Origin of the sequence: Streptomyces sp. NPDC032472 (genome assembly GCF_040636955.1) — a bacterium.
GTDB lineage: Bacteria > Actinomycetota > Actinomycetes > Streptomycetales > Streptomycetaceae > Streptomyces.
In genome coordinates this window covers 1-15,385 of the sequence record NZ_JBEZVK010000108.1, presented here as the reverse complement: position 1 = coordinate 15,385, position 15,385 = coordinate 1, and the positions used below count along the sequence as shown (strand labels likewise).

Here is a 15,385-nt window from a genome sequence, read left to right as displayed (position 1 = left end):
CCGCTACGAACGCAAGGCAGAACACTTCCTCGCGTTCGTCGGCATAGCCGCAGCCCTCATCTGCCACCGCCGCCTCACCAAATGAAACGACCTCTTAGGACGTCCGGTGCCACGCCGGCATCGGCGTGGCGCTGGGCATAGCTGTGGCGGTAGGCGTAGGGGAAGATGCGGCTCTTGTCGAAGGGCAGCATTCGGGTGACTGCCTGCCCGCTCTCCTCCACGGTGACGGGGACCAGGAAGTCGGGCAGCGAGTTGACCCAGGTGCGGTGGCCTTCGCCGATGGAGTGGATCGGTTTGGTGCCGTGCGGGTTGGCGCGCATGCTGGGCAGCAGCTTCAGCTCGCCGACGGGGGTGTCGGGGAACATGTCGCGAACGCGCTGCTGCTGGGTGGTGATGACGGCCGCGGTGGCTTTGCCGATCGGCAGACGTCGGCCCTTCCGGTAGGACTTGTGGTTGTCGTAGATCAGGACAAGGGAGCCGTCGGGGTCCTGGCCCAGGCAGTCGTAGGGCAGGTCGCGGATCTCCTCGGGGCGGCGGCCTGTGTCCATCAGCAGTTCGGTGCCCACGCGGACCTCACGGCTGATGAGCTGCTCCAGGTCGTCGAGGTGGTCGCACAGCTGGCGCATGACCGCGTCGGGGAGGTCCTTGCCGGCCTCGGTGTCCTCGGGCTCGTCCGGGGTGTCTTCCCGCTGCAGGCGGAAGTCGGTGGGCAGGCCCGCCATCGGCTGTCCGGGATGAGTCAGCCCCAGGGTGCGGATGCGGGTCAGGACGAGCGCGACGTTGCGTACGGCCTTGCTGCGTGTCCGGGCGCTGATCCTGCCGGTCTTGGTCAGGAACGCAAGCCGGTTGCAGAAGGCGGCGATGTCCCGGCGGTGCAGATCGGGCGGGTGGATCCCACCGTCCTCACGCTGCAGCCGCAGGCTCTCCGACAGCAGGTTCATCGCCGTCACGTAGTGCTGGACCGCGGTGCCCGGCCGTTTGCCCCGCCGACGTGGCAGGTCGTCGTACGCCCAGTGCTTCACCGCCTCGCGCAGTGCCGGCTGGGAGATCCGGGTGAAGTCCAGCGTGCCGGTCTGCCCCGTGAAGACCATCAGGTCCCACACATCCTTGCGGTGCTCCGACTCCGGTGACGCGCCGAGCCGGCCCAGCCACATGAGCATCGTGCGGACCACGCCGCAGGTGGACTTCACGTTGCCGAGCGCGGCGAGCGCCTGCGGGTCGGCCAACACCTCCAGGGTCGGCGCCTGCATCTGCCGCAGCTTGTCGCACAGCGGCCGAAGGAAGTGATCCCACGTCCTGGAGCCTGCCTCGGTGCGGGCCTGAAGCCCGAAGAGGACCTCCGCGACGACCCGGTCCGGCAGACCCCGCAGGCACAGCTCCCGGTCCGCGTTGATAGCAGATGCGGTGCGCCGCCATTCCTCCTCGTCGTTCACCTCACCGCGCCTGCGGGCGTACTTCAGCCGCAGCTGATGGACCTGGCAGTAGGGGGACGTCTCGTACTCGCGCAACCGGTAGCAGACCGCCACCTCGCACTGGCCCGTGCCCGCGCGGGGTGACCGCGGGATGGTTGAGGAAGTCCCCGATCCCCACCTTCAGGGTGTCCACCCGCTGGCGGTGGTGGGGCCCGCACAGCACCAGCTTGGCCGACTTCGCCGGTCGCCCGCAGCGCGGCACCCCGCACATCTCCTGCCTCATGCCCAGCATCTTCGACTTGGTCATGGCGACGAAGTCCTCCAGAGGCAGGCCCGAAGCCTTCCAGGCCCGCTCGCAGCCCGTGCACATCGGCCGGCCGAACCGCACCCCCCTGGAGCAGCCCTTCACCGAACAGTCCGGCATGCCCAGCACCGGATGGTCCTTGGGGAAGAAGATCACCCGCGTGTCCCAGTCCCATCGCACGACCCTCAGGAACTCCGCGTCCAGGGCGTCCACGATCTGCCGGGTCCGGGAGTCTGCACTGCCGCCCGGCTCCGCAGGAAGCAGCACCGGGGCGGTCATCGCTCCACCTGCCCGGACAGCTCGCGCGGCGAGGGAACACGCTCGACCGCCTCGCGTACCCGGCTACGGTCCGGGATCACGTAGGGCGCAACCGAGCCGGGATGCTCCTGCCCCAACAGCATCTGCACCTCGTCCCAGCTGCCGCCGGCGTCCGCAACGTTGCTGCCGAACGCCCGGCGGGCCATGTGCGGGCCGACCTTCCGCCCAAGCACCGCCCTCCGGGACAGGCGGTCGAACAGCTCTCCCATCGCCGCAGGAGACATCGGCGCCCCGAGCGGCTCGCGGAACAGGTTCACCAGCAGGAAGTCGCTGCCCCCTGCTCCCAGCTTGTCCAGGCGCTCGTCGACGTACTGGTCGAAGCCCTGCACCACCAGGAAGTCCAGCGGCTGCACCCACGCCCTCTTCGACTTCGACCAGGCCCGGTTCACATTCGCCCGGCGCCGCACATGCACGTGCGCCCCTTCCACGTCACAACCCAAGGCGCGCGAGTCGGGCAGCAGATGGCAGTCGCTGCGGCGCAGCCCCGCCACCTGCCCCCGCCGCAGCCCCACCCGAGAGTGCAACAGCATGATCAGCCGGTCCCGGGCACTGCGGCATGCGAGGAACATCGCCACCAGTTCCTCGTCCGAAGCGCGGTCGACGTCCGCCTGCGGCTCCTGCAGCCGGTGCCGGGCCCGCAGCCGGTAGTACAAGCCGGTCTCCTCCCCCTTCGCCTCCTCCGGCAGATCCCGGCTGTCCGCCAGCTCGTACAGCTCCCCCAGCACCGACCGTGGCGCCGCGCCCACTGACACCGCGTACGACAGCAGCCCCCGCACCGCGGCCAGCACCCCGTTCACCCGCCGCTCGCCCCGGACCGGCTTCATACCGGGGCCCCACACCACGGTCGGGTTCTCCGCGCCCAGCCGGCTGGGTGAGTAGCGCAGCCAGACCATGAACATCCCGATGTCCCCTGCGGCCTCTTCCCACCTCCGGCCCGTGGCCCGGCACCACTGGAGGTAGAAGGCCGCCCCGCTGGCGTACGACCGTGTCGTCAGTTCCGTCCGGCTCCGCCCGAACCGCAGGAACCGAAGCCACTGATCAGCCACGGGCACGACACACCACTCGTCATCGACGACGGTCCAGTACCGGGCTCCGGACGGCAGGTCCACGGGAAACGCCCGCATGCGTAACTCCTTCAAAGTGACGGTCCATGCAACAACCCGCCACAGAGCCACACCCCCCGAGAACGAGCCTCGGAAGACCAACGAAGCCCTCCCCCGCCACGTCACACCACAACCTCATCCACCCCAGAAAACAGGAAATCGAGCGGGTACGGCTCTACGAGCGCCAGCAACTCGACTCGGGGTTGTGGATGGACCGCATCGGTGTGCCCCTGTGGCAGACGGCCGTCGGCGGCGGCGCCGAGCCGGTGGAGTACGCAACGTGGGTGACCTCCGCGCAGCTGCGCCCGATCCCCGGTGTGGACCCGGACGGCGTGCCCACCCACCGTCAGCCGACGTTACGGCGTCCGCAGGCCGGTGGGCATGGCTCCTGGACGGCCGGACTAGCGGCCGGGCGGCCACCATCCACGCCGAGGGATGCCGGCTGGCCACCGACCGGGCGCGGCCACTGACCACCATGCGGGCGCTGGATGCCCTGGCGCGGCCCGGGACGGCGGCGTGTACCGGGTGCGACGCCGCCGAGGTCCTGCTGCCGATCCTCCGCCACGGTCAGGACGAGGGGCGGGAAGAGGCAAACCAGCCTCACTGACACGAAGCGGCCGCCCGGTCCGGAACACGCGCACACCGCCAACACGCCAGCTGAGCAGGATCAGACCGACATCGCGCATTCGAATTCAGTACCCGACCACCCGCCGATGTCACTGACGAGTCGCGCTCGGATTTCCCTTCTCACTCAGGTCCCGCGCCGGTCCGGGCGACTTCAGCCACCACCCTGGAAGGCCCACAGAACGAAGGCCACTGTGTAGAGCACGAAAGTGGTCAGGTGCGCGCAGACCAGGGCGGAGAAAACGCCGGTCCCGCCCAGGACCAGGCCGCGGGCCCGCGTGTCGGGGTGGAAGGACGACTGCCAGGAGGCCGCCAGCAGGGCCAGCGGAACGGCGTACGGAACGGCCAGCCACGCTGTGGCGTGGACGATCGGGGAGGAGCGGTAGCCCCATGCACCGCCCAGTACCGCCGCCACGGTGAACAGCGCCGGGGCCAGCCACCACGACGGGGCCAGAGGTCGTTCGGCCGGAGGTGTCAGGGGAGGAGTCGCGTTCATGACCCCATTGCACCGCCCCACCCGCGGCGTCCGCATGGGCGCATGTACTCAGAGCGCCCGATCCGCGTACCCAGCCCGGTCCCGTGCCAGTGGCGACCGCGACCGCGGATCCGGCCGATGACCCGCCTGGCGACCAGGCGAAATCGAGGGGGTTGAGGGTCGGGCCGCGATCGGTGGGTGGCGTCAGCCGGGCTCGGTGATCGGTTCACAACCTGGACGTGACGGGCGCCCCCGAGGCAAACATCGGCCTGCTGCCGCAAGCGGTACATCGGCTCGCGATGCACCCGGTGGTGAAGGGAAGTCACGGGGGATTGACTGCCCAGGTCAGCGGCCGGTTGGATGGGCTTCCCAGCCAGCTAGGGGGGCACCATGACCCACATATCCGTCCGCCGCAGCGACAATCTGCCGTCCTGTTCCCGCTGCCGCGGCCCGCTCATTCTCGCCGCACGGATGCCCCAGCGGGACCGGTCAGGCAGCCCCATCACCCTGGAGCTGTGCGAGGCCTGCGACACCGGGGACACTGCGGCCGGCGACCTGCTGCGCTTCTTCACCTCCGGCGGTGGCAACGACACCTCCCGCGCCGCGGAAGGAGCCGAACTCATGGTCGCGTTCCAAAAGGAAGTGATGGCCGCGCACGGCTACTCATTCGTCAGCAACCCGAGCACGGGGGCCGTCTATCCGCCGTACACCGGCGACGCGCCCCGCGGCCGCGGCTGACCGCACGCGACCGGAGCGCGCCACGGCGTTGATGGCCGGGGGAAGGGACTTGCGCGGCGCTGCCCATCACCGCAACGGCCCTTGCCGGCGGAAAGCCTGGCCGCTACCCAGAGGTCGGCCGGTGGCCGGCAACCCGCCCGGCACACCCCGGCAGGCCATGGCCCCTTGCGCGGAGCCGGGTCGAGGGGCGGGCTCCCCGCGTCGCGCTCACACCAATCGCACAGGACTGCCGTAGGGCGTCTGCGTGTCGCAAGCGCTGAACCACAATGCAAGCGCCCAGTGTCAGCTACACGTCCACTTCTCACACACCCCTGCCAGGACAAAAAGCTCTTTGAGCGTGCCTGCCAATATGGATAGGGGCGCTCCTGCATCACCAGCCTCTTGAGGAGCCGGTATGGATTTGAGTCAGCCAAGCTGGTTTGCCGACCTGGGTTCCTGGTGGGTACCGGCGGTCGGGCCCGAGGTCGCGGGCAACGTCCGGCCATTGGGCCTCGACGCCCATGGGGCCCTGCACGTCGCCTGTTCCAGCAGGGCTTGGGAGGAGCAGGTCACCCTGCTGAAGGAACCGATCACCGTGCGCCTGAACGCGGCCCTGGGCGCCCATGCGGTCAGCTCCGTGCTCGTCGACCTCAGAAACGGCTGATCACCAAGCGGTACCAGACAGGCCGCCCCCGGCAGAATGCCAGCACAGCGCGCCAGCAATCGTTCCACGCTCAGTGTTTTGAGAGCGTCCCGGGCTTATCGCGGCCTGCCGGCCCGGCTTCCGGCCGTAAAGTGACCGACGCTGAGCTGTACGTGCAGGCCGGGGGAAGGGGAGCAAGTCCGTGAAGGCAGTGGTGCTCTACACGCTGCTCTGGGCCGCCACAGCCGGGGTCACCTGGCGGTGCCGGCGCACGTGGCGTCGAGGCGCCGACCAGTTGTGGCCGGCCAAGTGGGATGCCCTGGCCGGGACTCTTCTCATGCTGGCCTTCTCCACGGTGATGACGCTCCAGCCCCTCGACGTGGCCCCGGTCATCACCATCAGCCTGGCCCTGGTCCTGCTGATGGGGGCTGCGGCCAGCGCGATAGCCAAGCCCGTCTCGGCCCGGCGTGCCGATTCCGCCACCAGGGCGATGCGCAGCGGGCTCGGACTTCCCGTGGAGCGGCGCATGTGGCGTCCTGCCACCATCGGCGTCCTGTGGTGCACGGGCGCGTTCCTGCTGCTGAATGTGTGGTTCTTCGCCGTCTCGATCACCAAGCCGGGGCCGGAGATGGACCCGTCCATCGATCACGGGTTCGTAATCTCCTTCGGCGTCATCGTCCTCGGTCTCTTGCACGCCGGTTTCCAGCAGGTACGCGTCGGCCGGGAGCAGCGGCGCGTCCGCGACGCCGAGCACGACTACCTCGCCCAGGCCACACCGGAATCCGACCTCCCCCGGTAACGACCCGGCAGGCCCCGTTGAATGGCCGATTCAGCACTGAAGCCGGACTCCCACATGCGCGCAGGGCCCGCGCCCCGAGGACACGGGCCCTGCACGTTGCCCACTTCACCATGGTGGCCAGCATCAGCCATTCCCAGGACACCAGCCCCCGGCCCCTGGCCCCCGGCAGTCCGCTACGGGGCGGGCGTGAACTCCACGTCGGTGCCGCCGCAGCCGGCCGCGATGTCCAGCAGGCGGTCCCGCTCCGCCTCATCCACCGCCAGGCCCCACCGCAGCTTCGTCGCGGTCCACTCCGCGCCGTACCTGCACAGCGCATCCGGCGATGGCGGCAGCCACTGGGCCGGGTCCTGGTCCGCCTTGCTCCGGTTCGAGCGGGCCGAGACCGCCACCAGCGAGGACGGCTGGCCCTGGTCGTTCGCGTACGCCTCCCGCCGCGCCGCCGTCCACGCCGAGGCCCCAGCTGGCGGGGAGCGCTATTCGAGGCGTGTTGTATTCCTGACCGCCTTGGTGGCGGACAAGTCTGGTCATCCTCACGGATCCGGCCTCATGGCTTGGCGTTTGCTCCCTGATCATGGACCCGGAGTCAGATCTCTTGCCTCGCCCTTCGACCGATCAGGAGCCCGCGTGTCCATCGAGCTCGATTTTCCGGATTTTCCCTACGCGGAAACTCCCGGCGGCATCACCTGCTGGCAGAAGCCCTGGAATGGCGTCCTTGTCGTGGTGGACCAGATGCCTTTCAAGACCGGCGACGAGGTAACTTTCCACATCGCGGTCTGCAGCGACGCCGCTGGGGAGACGCCGGCTGCGGAGATCCAGGGCGTCGCGCGCATCACCGCTGACACGACCTCGGCCGACTACACAATCCCGTGGGACGGCGTCCTGGACGCCGTCACCGAGGGTTCCATCATCGCCTTCTACACGCTCACCCCGGCCGACGGCAGCGCTTCGTCGACCTCGCAGGAAGCCATCGTCCGGTACTCCCGTCAGGGGTCCGGCGGTGGCGTTTGCGGTCCGGACAACTGAGCCACGTGGGACAGGTCCTCTCTCGCCAGTGTCGTTCGCGCCCGCATCGCCATGACGGGCAGACGGGGATCAGCTGTGGCCTTGCGGCGTGCGGGCTTCCAGATAGACGGTCCAGTCTGCTGCGGCGCGGCGGCGCCATTGTGTGGCGGTGACGACGTGCAGGCCGAGGAGTGGGGGAAGAACAGGTGGAGGGAGGTCTTGGGCGAGTTGGGTGAGAGCTGTGTTGCGAGCCGGGCGGATAGGAATGCCGTGCGCCGTGAGTCGGCGGGCCAGCACCGTGGCAGAAAGGTGCTGGCCGGGGCGGGTACCGGGAAGCAGCCAGCGGGTGGGTGAGTTCGCTGCCCAGCCAGAGGGGGTCTGGTCGGCGAGTTCGGTCATCAGGACGGACAGGGATTCGGGGAGACGGATGGGGACGCGGTCCAACATGACGGCCTGATCGCCGTTGAACGTGGTCAAGGCGTCGGCGGGTAGGGATGCGATCCGGGTGAGGTGCTGGCCGAAGAGGAGCAGGATGGCACCGGCAGCCCGGACTTCAAGGGGGAGGCTCCTGTCGTTCAGGCACTGGTGGAGAAGCTCCCAGTGGGAATCCTCGTCGAGCCCGACGGGGTCGGCCTTGGGCCGGTGCGGGACGTGGAGGTCGCGGCTGTGGCCTCGGCGTGCGGCCCAGACAGCGAAGGCGCGGACCCCGTAGCGGGTGCCGGGGTTGTCGGCCAGCCACCAGTCCATCTCCCGCTGGGTGACTTCGGCGAGCGCGAGGCCGTGGTCGTTCATGGTGGTGAGGAAGGCGACGGCGAGGTTGATGCGGGCGTAGGCCCAGCGGACACGGTGCTTGAAGCCGCCCGGCCTTCGGTCGGCCCGGCGGGCCCTGGGCAGGAGGGACCAGCGGACATAGGCGCGCAGCAGCAAGGCGTGGTGGGGGTGGCGGGCCGCGGTGCGGGTGAGGTGGCGTTCGATGCGGGCGGTGAGCTCGTCGCGCTCGGGCAGAGCCTGGTAGGTAACCAGGGTGGTGCGGAGGTAGTCGATGGTCTGGGTTCCTCCTCGGCCGGAGGTGTTGTGGGTCATGGTGTCCAGACCTCGTGGGTCAATGGGTGGCCGGCGGCCACGAGGTCGGTCAGCAGGCGGGCGGAGTGCGAGTTTCGTAGCCAGTTCAATGCAGTCCTCGGCTGATCGCACTCAGCCAGGGCGGTACGCATCTGGTGGTACTGACCGCTGGCTTCGGCCGGGGCGGCGTCGAAGACGGTGGCGAGGCGGTCTTGGAGCGTGCACCGGTCGCACAGGCCTCGGACCATGTAGGAGAGCGGGTTGGTGCAGCGAGGGCAGGCGTAGGGGTTGGGGTAGCCGGAGCAGGGTCCGCAGATCCGGCGTTCGCCTTCGCGTCCGATGAGGACGCGCTGCCGGTGGCAGGCCGAGCACTGGCCTGGACGGGTGCGGGCCGTCCGGTAGCAGGACTTGCATACCGACCCCAGCGGCCAGCGGGCACAGACGGGGGCGGATCTCTCCGCACACGGTGCAGGGTCCGACGTTGGCGTGGGCGGCGAGGATGCCCTCGCAGCCGAGGCAGACCCTGCCGCCGGACACCGCCCGTCGCAGCAGGCGTACGCGTCCGCAGCGCAGGCAGGCCGGGGCTCGGACCCCGGGGATACCCAGGTTCGCGAGCTGAGTAATCAGGGCCTGTACTGAGCGGGGTGCGTCGGATGCACCGCTGACCAGGGCGTCGGGGTGCTTCGCAAAGTGAGCGCGGGTCCGGCCCCGGGCGGACGGGGTCATGCCCGCGACGATTCGGGCCGCCTCCGAGGCGGGCAGTCCGGGCAGGAACGCGGTCATCCGCTCCCCGCGAGTTCGTCCCACGCCGCAGGGAACGGTCCGACGCTCACAGGCCTTCCGGGCGTCGTACGCGGACGCTGCGCGCGGGCGGGGCCACGGCTCGGTCCACGGCGTCACCGGAAGCCACCGGCTTCGCCGTCTGCCGGTGGACGGCCCGCACCTCGATCAGATCAGCGGGGGAACAGTCAAGGATCCCGCAGAGGGCGGCGAGGGTCTCCATCGAGAGCCTTTGCGGGGGCTGTGTGACCAGCCGAAACACCTGCTCCCGCGACAAGTGCACTCCGTACTCGGCCAGCTGTGGCACCAGGTCCGTCGTCTGGAACATGTCCCGTTCGGCCATCAGCCGCCGCAGGTTCCACACGAATCCCATCTTCTTCATCACCGCGAGCCCCACTCCTTACAGTCCGCGGGCCGCTCAAGGCGGCGCCGCAGCGACGCTTCCAGCAGCCGGTTGCGGTAATCGTCCGACACCCACGTGTACATCGCGGTCGTCGCCGCATACGCGTGGCCGACTTGCTCCTGCACAAACCGTTCTGGATATCCGAACTCGACCAGGTGCGTGATGTAGGAATTCCTTGTGTCCGCAGGGGCCGTGTGCGGATCAGTCCGTGTTGTCATTGAGCTGGCCGGGGTTGAACGTTGCGTTCGGCACCGTGATATCTGGGTGTGTTGCATTACGAGCACGTCCGCATGACGCAGACCACACTCCCGGGTGACGTCGGGTCTTGACCTGGGCTTCGTGGCGGATGGCTCAGCTTCGTGTGAGTCGCACGAGGATGAGATATTCGCCTGTGATCTCGATGTAGCCAGCTTGACGGCGTACTCGCCCATCGTGAGGTCGATGCGCAGGTGATCCTCATGGAAACGGGGCTCGCCGCCTTGAGCCGCTGGGCGACGACGCGGTGGTGCAGGCCAGGCTCAGGCGACCAACCCTGAGGGCCCCACGTGCTCTCCGCGATGCAGTCGTGTCAGCGCTTGACGCGGCCTCGGATCGAGAGGACGGCGAGGCCGAGCAGCACGGGGATCACTACGCGCACGGCGATCTGGAGCACCTCACCCCAGGGTGTCAGCGCCGGCTGGATACCGAGCGGCAGGCCGATCGCAGTTCCGCCGCTGTAGCGCAGCGCACCCCAGAACGACATCACCTGCGGTTTGGCATATCCGTGATGGTGCGCCAAAAGCCATGCCGCAAGCATCAGCACCAGGGTGAGCGCCGCGAAGGCCCGCCAGGCCCGCAGGGCGTAGCCGGCCGTGAGCCAGTAGAGGGTGAGTACGGCCCGCTCGATGCTGAACCGAGGTGCTGCGTGGCGGCGCATCTCCATCTCGCCGTAGTAGAAGTCGGCCGCGCCGGGCTCGTCTTTCGCATCCTCGCGCGCCTTGCGCAGTGCCCGGTAGAGATTGGCGATCTCCTGGGCCTGCTGCTCGCGGTTGGCCTGTCGGCGGCGGGCGCCATGGCACTCAGTGCGTGCACGGTCATGGGCGGGGTGCGGCGGGCGATGAACCCAGTGGCTGATGCCGGCGGGCCAGGACCCGCCGGCATGCCAGCCTGCTTGGCGGATGCCGCGCTCATGTGTGGCCCGCCAGGCATGTTCTTCGGCAAGGGTCTGCCGCCGGGTCCACCACCAGAGCGGCGGCCAGGCCCATCCGGCTTTGAGCCCGGGCGTTGCCGTGAATGCCTTCGGGCTTTCCAGCCGCAGACGGTCAAGGTTGTGCGCGCCCGCAAACTGGGCTGCTTGCAGATCAACATTGGCGAAGGCTAGCCCAGCCACATCGGCGCGACGCAGCGACGCCACCCACGGCTGCCCTGGAGGCCGTGGCGGCCCGCCTGGCCCATCCGGCCACCACCCTGAAAGCAGGTCATCCTCGTGGAGTTCCTTGATTGAGGGTACGCCGGCGAGGATTGCTGGAGCCGCGAGGTCCGCATCATCGAGGATGACCTGGGCCCAGCGAAGGCGGAAATGCACACCGGCTGGGAACTGGGCCCTCTCACTCCGAACTGTCCCCACACTCGCCTCGATCCGGATCCGTTGCTTGAATACAGAGTCATCGAGCAAAAGCCACCCGCGAAGGAGTATGGGTCCGAGCCGCTTGGCTCGATCGAATGTCACGCTTTCGAATCCCGCCCCTGTCTTGAAGATAGCGCCATCGAACCTGGCCTCGTTCTCGAACGCCGCCCCGACGAACCAGGCATCATCCTCGAACACTGTCCCGGCGAATCCCGCCAATCCACAAAACCTCGCCGCATGGAACTCGGCTCTGCCCCCGAACGTTATATTCGAACCGAACCAGACGTCATCTTTGAATGTAGCCTTTTCGAACCAGGCCTCATCTTGGAACGTTGCAACGTCGAACCTGGCCTCATCCTCGAACGTTGCACTGTGGAACCTGGCTGCGCCCTTGAATGTGGCGCCGCCGAACCAAGTCCATCCAGTGAATGCCGCTTCCGCGAAACTTACTGCAGCGCCGAACGTCGCATCATCGAACCAGATTCTGCTGAACGTCGTGTTGCGGAAAGTGGCCTCCTTGTTAAACGACACCCCGTCGAACCTGGCCTCATCCTCGAAGGTAGCTCCCTCGAAGTTGACCGCGCTCCCAAACTCTGCGCCAGCGAACCAGCTCCGGCCCTTGAACGTGACATGGCCCAACGAGACTGGGCCCGGGAACGAGGCGCGATCGAACCGCACGTCCTGGAGAACTGGCATGTGGTCCCTCTTCCGAGCGGCGGCGAGAAGCTGGCCTAGTAGGTCGCCGCTGATCCTCACGCCACGGGCGTCGATGTGACCGTCCTCGCTGACGCGTTTCAGGGCAGCCTCCAGGTGGTGCTTGTCGTGGAGGAGGCATCCTTCCATGCCCTCGGCACGGATGCCGATGCAGCTAGTCACCCCACACGCGTCCCACTCAAGGTTGACCGTGCCCGCCATGTCCACCACCGTGATCGAACTCTCATCTCAAGTGCAGGCTCTCATGCAACTGGGGCGCCGAGGAGGAAGGCAGGCGCGCGTCCCAGGTCCGAAGTCCAGGAGCGCTCCGGTCACGCGCCCTTCTGAGCTTCCGCTTGGGTGGGCAGCACACGGATAAGGGTGCATATGGGACCAGAGCAGAGAGTCAGCCAGCGCCTGTCGGCAGCATCCGCTGCTGCCAACGACGGAGGATCAGGACCGTTGCCTATTTTGATCTTTTCGTAAGTTCGGTGGGTGTGGTGGATGGATGGTCAGACCGGTATGGGCGAGGAACGACCATGGCAGTTGTGGGTTGCGGTTGATGCGGTGGATGCCTTGCTCGGTGGCGTCGGCGACATCGGCGAGGTGGTCGCCGGCGAGGTTGGCGAGTTCACGCTTCTTGAGCGAGGACCACAGCAGTTCCACCGGGTTCAGCTCGGGAGCGTAGGCGGGTAATCGTTCCAGGGTGAGCCAGTCCTGTTCGGCGACCCAGGCCCGCATCGCCCGGCTCCAGTGGGCGGACAGACCGTCCCAGACCAGGACCACCCGCTCGCCGCGATAGAACACCCTCATCTGCTCCAGGACCTCGATGAGCCCGGCGGTGTCGTAGCTGCCGGGCTTGAGGTGGAAGCACAGGCGGGCCCCTCGATCGGGGTCGGTGGAGTGGTATCCCAGGGCCCCGGCCATCGACGCCCGCTTCCAGTTCAGCCGGTGCCGCAGGAGCGGGGTCCGACCTCGGGGTGCGTAGGTGCGGCGGATCTGAGGGAGCAGGGAGACGCCTGATTCGTCGAGGAAGACGATCCAGGCACGTGTGTTCACGGCCCCTTTTTGATGCGCGGCCACTCGTGCGCGATCCAGCGGGCGATCTCCGACTCGTCCCGCTCGACCGCCCGCCGCTCGGGCCGCTGCAGACTCCATCCGAGCCGGCCGGTCAGCAACCGCCACACCGACGCCCTCGATAACACCACCCCCGTTGCCCGGGTGACGACCGCGCCGACTCGTTCCAGGGTCCACAGGTCGGCCTCGAAACCATGCGCCTGGGCACCTTGCTCCAACGCGGCCCGGACCATCTCGACCTGGGCGTCGTCCAGCTTGGGCGGACGACCGGTGGCCGCACGCCGCCGCAAGGCCGAAGCACCACCTTGCTCCCACACCCGCCGCCAACGCCGCACACTCTCGGCACACACCCCCACCGCCCCCGCGATCTCCGCATTCGAGACGCCCTCCTCGAACAACTCGACCGCCCGAACACGACGCGCCTCCGCCAACTGAGGCCGCGACAAAGAAGGAAGGGAGGAGCCGACAGCCGAAGAGGAAGGTTGAAAAGCCACCCCGACAGCCTCCCACCCACACGGCCACCACACCCACCGAACTTACGAAAAGATCAAATAAGAGGTCGTTTCATTTGGTGAGGCGGCGGTGGCAGATGAGGGCTGCGGCTATGCCGACGAACGCGAGGAAGTGCTCTGCCTTGCATTCGTAGCGGCGGTGCAGGCGTCGGCAGCCGGCGAGCCAGGACACGGTCCGCTCGACGACCCACCGGTGGCGGCCGAGCCGCTGTGAGGACTCGATGCCCTTGCGGGCGATGCGGTGGCGGATGCCGCGTGTGCGGAGCCAGCGGCGCAGGTGGTCGTAGTCGTAGCCCTTGTCCCCGTGGAGCTTGGCCGGGCGTTGGCGTCGTGGTCCACGTGGTGAGCGGATGGGCGGGATACCGCGTGCGGCTGCAGGCCGAGGCTGTCGTGCGTATTGACACCGGAGATGCCCAGTGACAGGGGCAGTCCGTTCCGGTCCGTGATCAGGTGAATCTTCGATCCGCTCTTGCTGCGGTCGGTCGGATTCGGTCCGGTCAGTGGCCCCCTTTTGCCGCCCGGACGCTGACCGAGTCGATCGCGCACCGCGACCAGTCCAGCTTGCCGGGGGCGCCGAGTTCGTCGAGGATGACGCGGTGGAGCCGGGCCCATACCCGCTGCCGGCTCCACTGGGCGAACCGCCGGTAGACCGTCTGCTAGCAAGGCCCGAAGACCGGTGGAAGCTGCCCTCAGGTGCAGCCTGATGTGGCCACGAAGATGATCGCCGCCAGGGCCTCTCGATCACCCGCTCGCCGACGACCGCCGCCCTGCGGGCGTATGACCTCGGTCGGAGGCACCACCCGCCGAAACAGTTCCCACAACTCGTCCGGCACCAGCCGCTCAACCAGATCCGCCACGAACCTTTCAACGACCACGAGCGCCAAAAGAAACGATGTCTTAGACCGTGTCCTATGTGGTGAGGCGTCGTTGAGCTTCGCATGGGGCGGGGTACGTGGAGTTGGATTGTTCCGGATGGGTTGTGGGAGATCGCGGAGCCGCTGATCCCTCCGTCCAGGGTGCGACCGCAGGGCGGCGGGACGCAGGACACGCCGGATGAGACGCTGTTCGCCGCGATCATCTACGTCCTGGTCAGCGGGTGCGCCTGGCGGGCACTACCGCCGTGCTTCGGGATATCGAAGTCGACCGCCCACCGCAGGTTCCTGATCTGGTCGAGAGCCGGAGTCTGGGGCCGGCTGCACGAGGAGATCCTGCACCGCCTCGACGACGCCAGCCTCCTCGACCTCTCCCGAGCGGTCCTCGACTCCGCCCACGTCAGGGCCAAAAAGGGGGCGAACTCACAGGTCCGAGCCCCGTGGACCGGGGCAAGCCGGGTTCCAAGATGCACATCCTGTCGGACGCGAACGGACTGCCCCTCCTCGTTGGCCTCACGGCCGCCAACACCCACGACAGCCAAGCTCTGAAGCCCATGGTGCTCGGTCACCAAACGAGACACGACCCTCACCGCGGCCGCCACTTCAAGCCCCAGCGCCTTCATGCCGACAAGGCTTATGAAATTCCTGAACTGCGGAAATGGCTTCGCGGCAAGCGGATCGGCGTCCGCATCGCACGCAAGGGCATCGAGTCCAGCGAACGGCTCGGGCGCCGCAGGTGGGTGATTGAGCGAACCATGTCCTGGCTGACCGGCTACCACCGACTCAACCACCGCTACGAGCGCCACCCCCGCAACTACCTGGCTTTTCTTGGTCTCGCCGCGACCCTCTGCTGCTACAAACGACTCGTCCGCCTCACCACATAGGACACGGTCTTCTGGGGGAACGCGTAGGTATCGTCGATCCCGGCTGGACGGCTCTCGCGTGCGGGCTCCAGGAGTTGTCGCAGAGGCGTGTCCCCCAGC

At 68.1% G+C, this 15,385-nt stretch carries 16 protein-coding genes and 3 pseudogenes; 6 read left to right on the top strand and 13 right to left on the bottom strand.

Going from position 1 to position 15,385, the window contains the following annotated elements; all coding sequences use genetic code 11:
* Positions 1 to 74 precede the first annotated feature (74 nt).
* The 3 genes from AB0F11_RS35300 to AB0F11_RS35290 are packed head-to-tail and all read right to left on the bottom strand — an operon-like array spanning position 75 to position 3,158.
* Positions 75 to 1,433 carry a hypothetical protein gene (locus AB0F11_RS35300; protein ID WP_362183032.1) on the bottom strand — a complete coding sequence of 453 codons (1,359 nt, stop codon included), beginning with the start codon at positions 1,431 to 1,433 and terminating at the stop codon, positions 75 to 77.
* 1 nt (position 1,434) lies between these two features.
* The gene (locus AB0F11_RS35295; RefSeq protein WP_362183029.1) at positions 1,435 to 1,995 is read right to left on the bottom strand and encodes a hypothetical protein; all 561 of its coding nucleotides are present in this window, start codon (positions 1,993 to 1,995) and stop codon (positions 1,435 to 1,437) included.
* Entirely contained in the window at positions 1,992 to 3,158 is a 1,167-nt protein-coding gene (locus AB0F11_RS35290; protein WP_362183026.1) for a tyrosine-type recombinase/integrase, read from the bottom strand. Before AB0F11_RS35290 ends, AB0F11_RS35295 begins: the two co-directional genes overlap by 4 nt.
* Here AB0F11_RS35290 and AB0F11_RS35285 point away from each other — a divergent pair.
* Positions 3,157 to 3,744, top strand: a complete 588-nt coding sequence (locus tag AB0F11_RS35285) for a DUF6233 domain-containing protein (protein ID WP_362183024.1) — start codon at positions 3,157 to 3,159, stop codon at positions 3,742 to 3,744. The genes AB0F11_RS35290 and AB0F11_RS35285 overlap by 2 nt on opposite strands.
* A gap of 171 nt (positions 3,745 to 3,915) precedes the next feature.
* Here the strand turns inward: AB0F11_RS35285 and AB0F11_RS35280 are convergent, their stop codons facing one another.
* Positions 3,916 to 4,257, bottom strand: a complete 342-nt coding sequence (locus AB0F11_RS35280; protein WP_362183021.1) for a hypothetical protein — start codon at positions 4,255 to 4,257, stop codon at positions 3,916 to 3,918.
* Between the two features lie 369 nt (positions 4,258 to 4,626).
* Here AB0F11_RS35280 and AB0F11_RS35275 point away from each other — a divergent pair, with 369 nt between their 5' ends.
* The 3 genes from AB0F11_RS35275 to AB0F11_RS35265 all read left to right on the top strand — a co-directional run bounded on the left by AB0F11_RS35275 (position 4,627) and on the right by AB0F11_RS35265 (position 6,395).
* A complete protein-coding gene (locus tag AB0F11_RS35275; RefSeq protein WP_362183018.1) occupies positions 4,627 to 4,974 on the top strand; it encodes a DUF6300 family protein in 348 nt (115 codons plus the stop codon).
* Between the two features lie 394 nt (positions 4,975 to 5,368).
* Positions 5,369 to 5,617 (top strand): DUF721 domain-containing protein, encoded by a 249-nt coding sequence (locus AB0F11_RS35270; RefSeq protein ID WP_362183015.1) that lies wholly within the window; start codon positions 5,369 to 5,371, stop codon positions 5,615 to 5,617.
* Positions 5,618 to 5,798: 181 nt separating this feature from the next.
* Positions 5,799 to 6,395, top strand: coding sequence for a hypothetical protein (locus AB0F11_RS35265; protein WP_362183013.1), 597 nt, complete (start codon positions 5,799 to 5,801; stop codon positions 6,393 to 6,395).
* A gap of 173 nt (positions 6,396 to 6,568) precedes the next feature.
* Here AB0F11_RS35265 and AB0F11_RS35260 read toward each other — a convergent pair.
* Positions 6,569 to 6,856: pseudogene (locus AB0F11_RS35260) on the bottom strand (HNH endonuclease); the annotation flags it as partial.
* 163 nt (positions 6,857 to 7,019) lie between these two features.
* Here AB0F11_RS35260 and AB0F11_RS35255 point away from each other — a divergent pair.
* Positions 7,020 to 7,418: a hypothetical protein gene (locus AB0F11_RS35255; RefSeq protein WP_362183010.1), complete on the top strand. Its 399-nt coding sequence runs from the start codon at positions 7,020 to 7,022 to the stop codon at positions 7,416 to 7,418.
* 69 nt (positions 7,419 to 7,487) lie between these two features.
* On the opposite strand, the gene AB0F11_RS35250 is transcribed toward AB0F11_RS35255, so the two are convergent.
* The 8 genes and pseudogenes from AB0F11_RS35250 to AB0F11_RS35215 all read right to left on the bottom strand — a co-directional run bounded on the left by AB0F11_RS35250 (position 7,488) and on the right by AB0F11_RS35215 (position 14,378).
* A complete protein-coding gene (locus tag AB0F11_RS35250; protein WP_362183007.1) occupies positions 7,488 to 8,480 on the bottom strand; it encodes a hypothetical protein in 993 nt (330 codons plus the stop codon).
* Positions 8,481 to 9,288: 808 nt separating this feature from the next.
* Positions 9,289 to 9,624, bottom strand: coding sequence for a helix-turn-helix transcriptional regulator (locus AB0F11_RS35245; RefSeq protein ID WP_362183004.1), 336 nt, complete (start codon positions 9,622 to 9,624; stop codon positions 9,289 to 9,291).
* Positions 9,621 to 9,917 carry a tyrosine-type recombinase/integrase gene (locus tag AB0F11_RS35240; protein ID WP_362183001.1) on the bottom strand — a complete coding sequence of 99 codons (297 nt, stop codon included), beginning with the start codon at positions 9,915 to 9,917 and terminating at the stop codon, positions 9,621 to 9,623. The genes AB0F11_RS35245 and AB0F11_RS35240 overlap by 4 nt, the downstream gene beginning before the upstream one ends.
* Before the next feature lie 293 nt (positions 9,918 to 10,210).
* The gene (locus AB0F11_RS35235; RefSeq protein ID WP_362182999.1) at positions 10,211 to 12,163 is read right to left on the bottom strand and encodes a pentapeptide repeat-containing protein; all 1,953 of its coding nucleotides are present in this window, start codon (positions 12,161 to 12,163) and stop codon (positions 10,211 to 10,213) included.
* Positions 12,164 to 12,394: 231 nt separating this feature from the next.
* A complete protein-coding gene (locus AB0F11_RS35230; RefSeq protein ID WP_362182996.1) occupies positions 12,395 to 13,000 on the bottom strand; it encodes an IS630 family transposase in 606 nt (201 codons plus the stop codon).
* Entirely contained in the window at positions 12,997 to 13,308 is a 312-nt protein-coding gene (locus tag AB0F11_RS35225; RefSeq protein WP_362183035.1) for a winged helix-turn-helix domain-containing protein, read from the bottom strand. Before AB0F11_RS35225 ends, AB0F11_RS35230 begins: the two co-directional genes overlap by 4 nt.
* 9 nt (positions 13,309 to 13,317) lie before the next feature.
* Positions 13,318 to 13,512, bottom strand: a pseudogene (locus AB0F11_RS35220) (helix-turn-helix domain-containing protein); the annotation flags it as partial.
* Positions 13,513 to 13,582: 70 nt separating this feature from the next.
* Positions 13,583 to 14,378: pseudogene (locus AB0F11_RS35215) on the bottom strand (IS5 family transposase).
* A 90-nt stretch (positions 14,379 to 14,468) separates the two neighbouring features.
* Here AB0F11_RS35215 and AB0F11_RS35210 point away from each other — a divergent pair.
* A protein-coding gene (locus AB0F11_RS35210; RefSeq protein ID WP_362182993.1) for an IS5 family transposase occupies positions 14,469 to 15,286 on the top strand; the annotation gives its coding sequence in 2 pieces (ribosomal slippage) (positions 14,469 to 14,811 and positions 14,811 to 15,286; 819 coding nt in all).
* The last annotated feature ends 99 nt before the right edge of the window (positions 15,287 to 15,385 follow it).

Coding starts and splice junctions, on each gene's coding strand:
- AB0F11_RS35270 (WP_362183015.1), top strand. CDS start 5,369: ATGGATTTGAGTCAGCCAAGCTGGTTTGCCGACCTGGGTTCCTGGTGG.
- AB0F11_RS35280 (WP_362183021.1), bottom strand. CDS start 4,257: ATGAACGCGACTCCTCCCCTGACACCTCCGGCCGAACGACCTCTGGCC.
- AB0F11_RS35295 (WP_362183029.1), bottom strand. CDS start 1,995: ATGACCGCCCCGGTGCTGCTTCCTGCGGAGCCGGGCGGCAGTGCAGAC.
- AB0F11_RS35285 (WP_362183024.1), top strand. CDS start 3,157: ATGCGTAACTCCTTCAAAGTGACGGTCCATGCAACAACCCGCCACAGA.
- AB0F11_RS35250 (WP_362183007.1), bottom strand. CDS start 8,480: ATGACCCACAACACCTCCGGCCGAGGAGGAACCCAGACCATCGACTAC.
- AB0F11_RS35290 (WP_362183026.1), bottom strand. CDS start 3,158: ATGCGGGCGTTTCCCGTGGACCTGCCGTCCGGAGCCCGGTACTGGACC.
- AB0F11_RS35275 (WP_362183018.1), top strand. CDS start 4,627: ATGACCCACATATCCGTCCGCCGCAGCGACAATCTGCCGTCCTGTTCC.
- AB0F11_RS35235 (WP_362182999.1), bottom strand. CDS start 12,163: ATGGCGGGCACGGTCAACCTTGAGTGGGACGCGTGTGGGGTGACTAGC.
- AB0F11_RS35240 (WP_362183001.1), bottom strand. CDS start 9,917: ATGCAACACACCCAGATATCACGGTGCCGAACGCAACGTTCAACCCCG.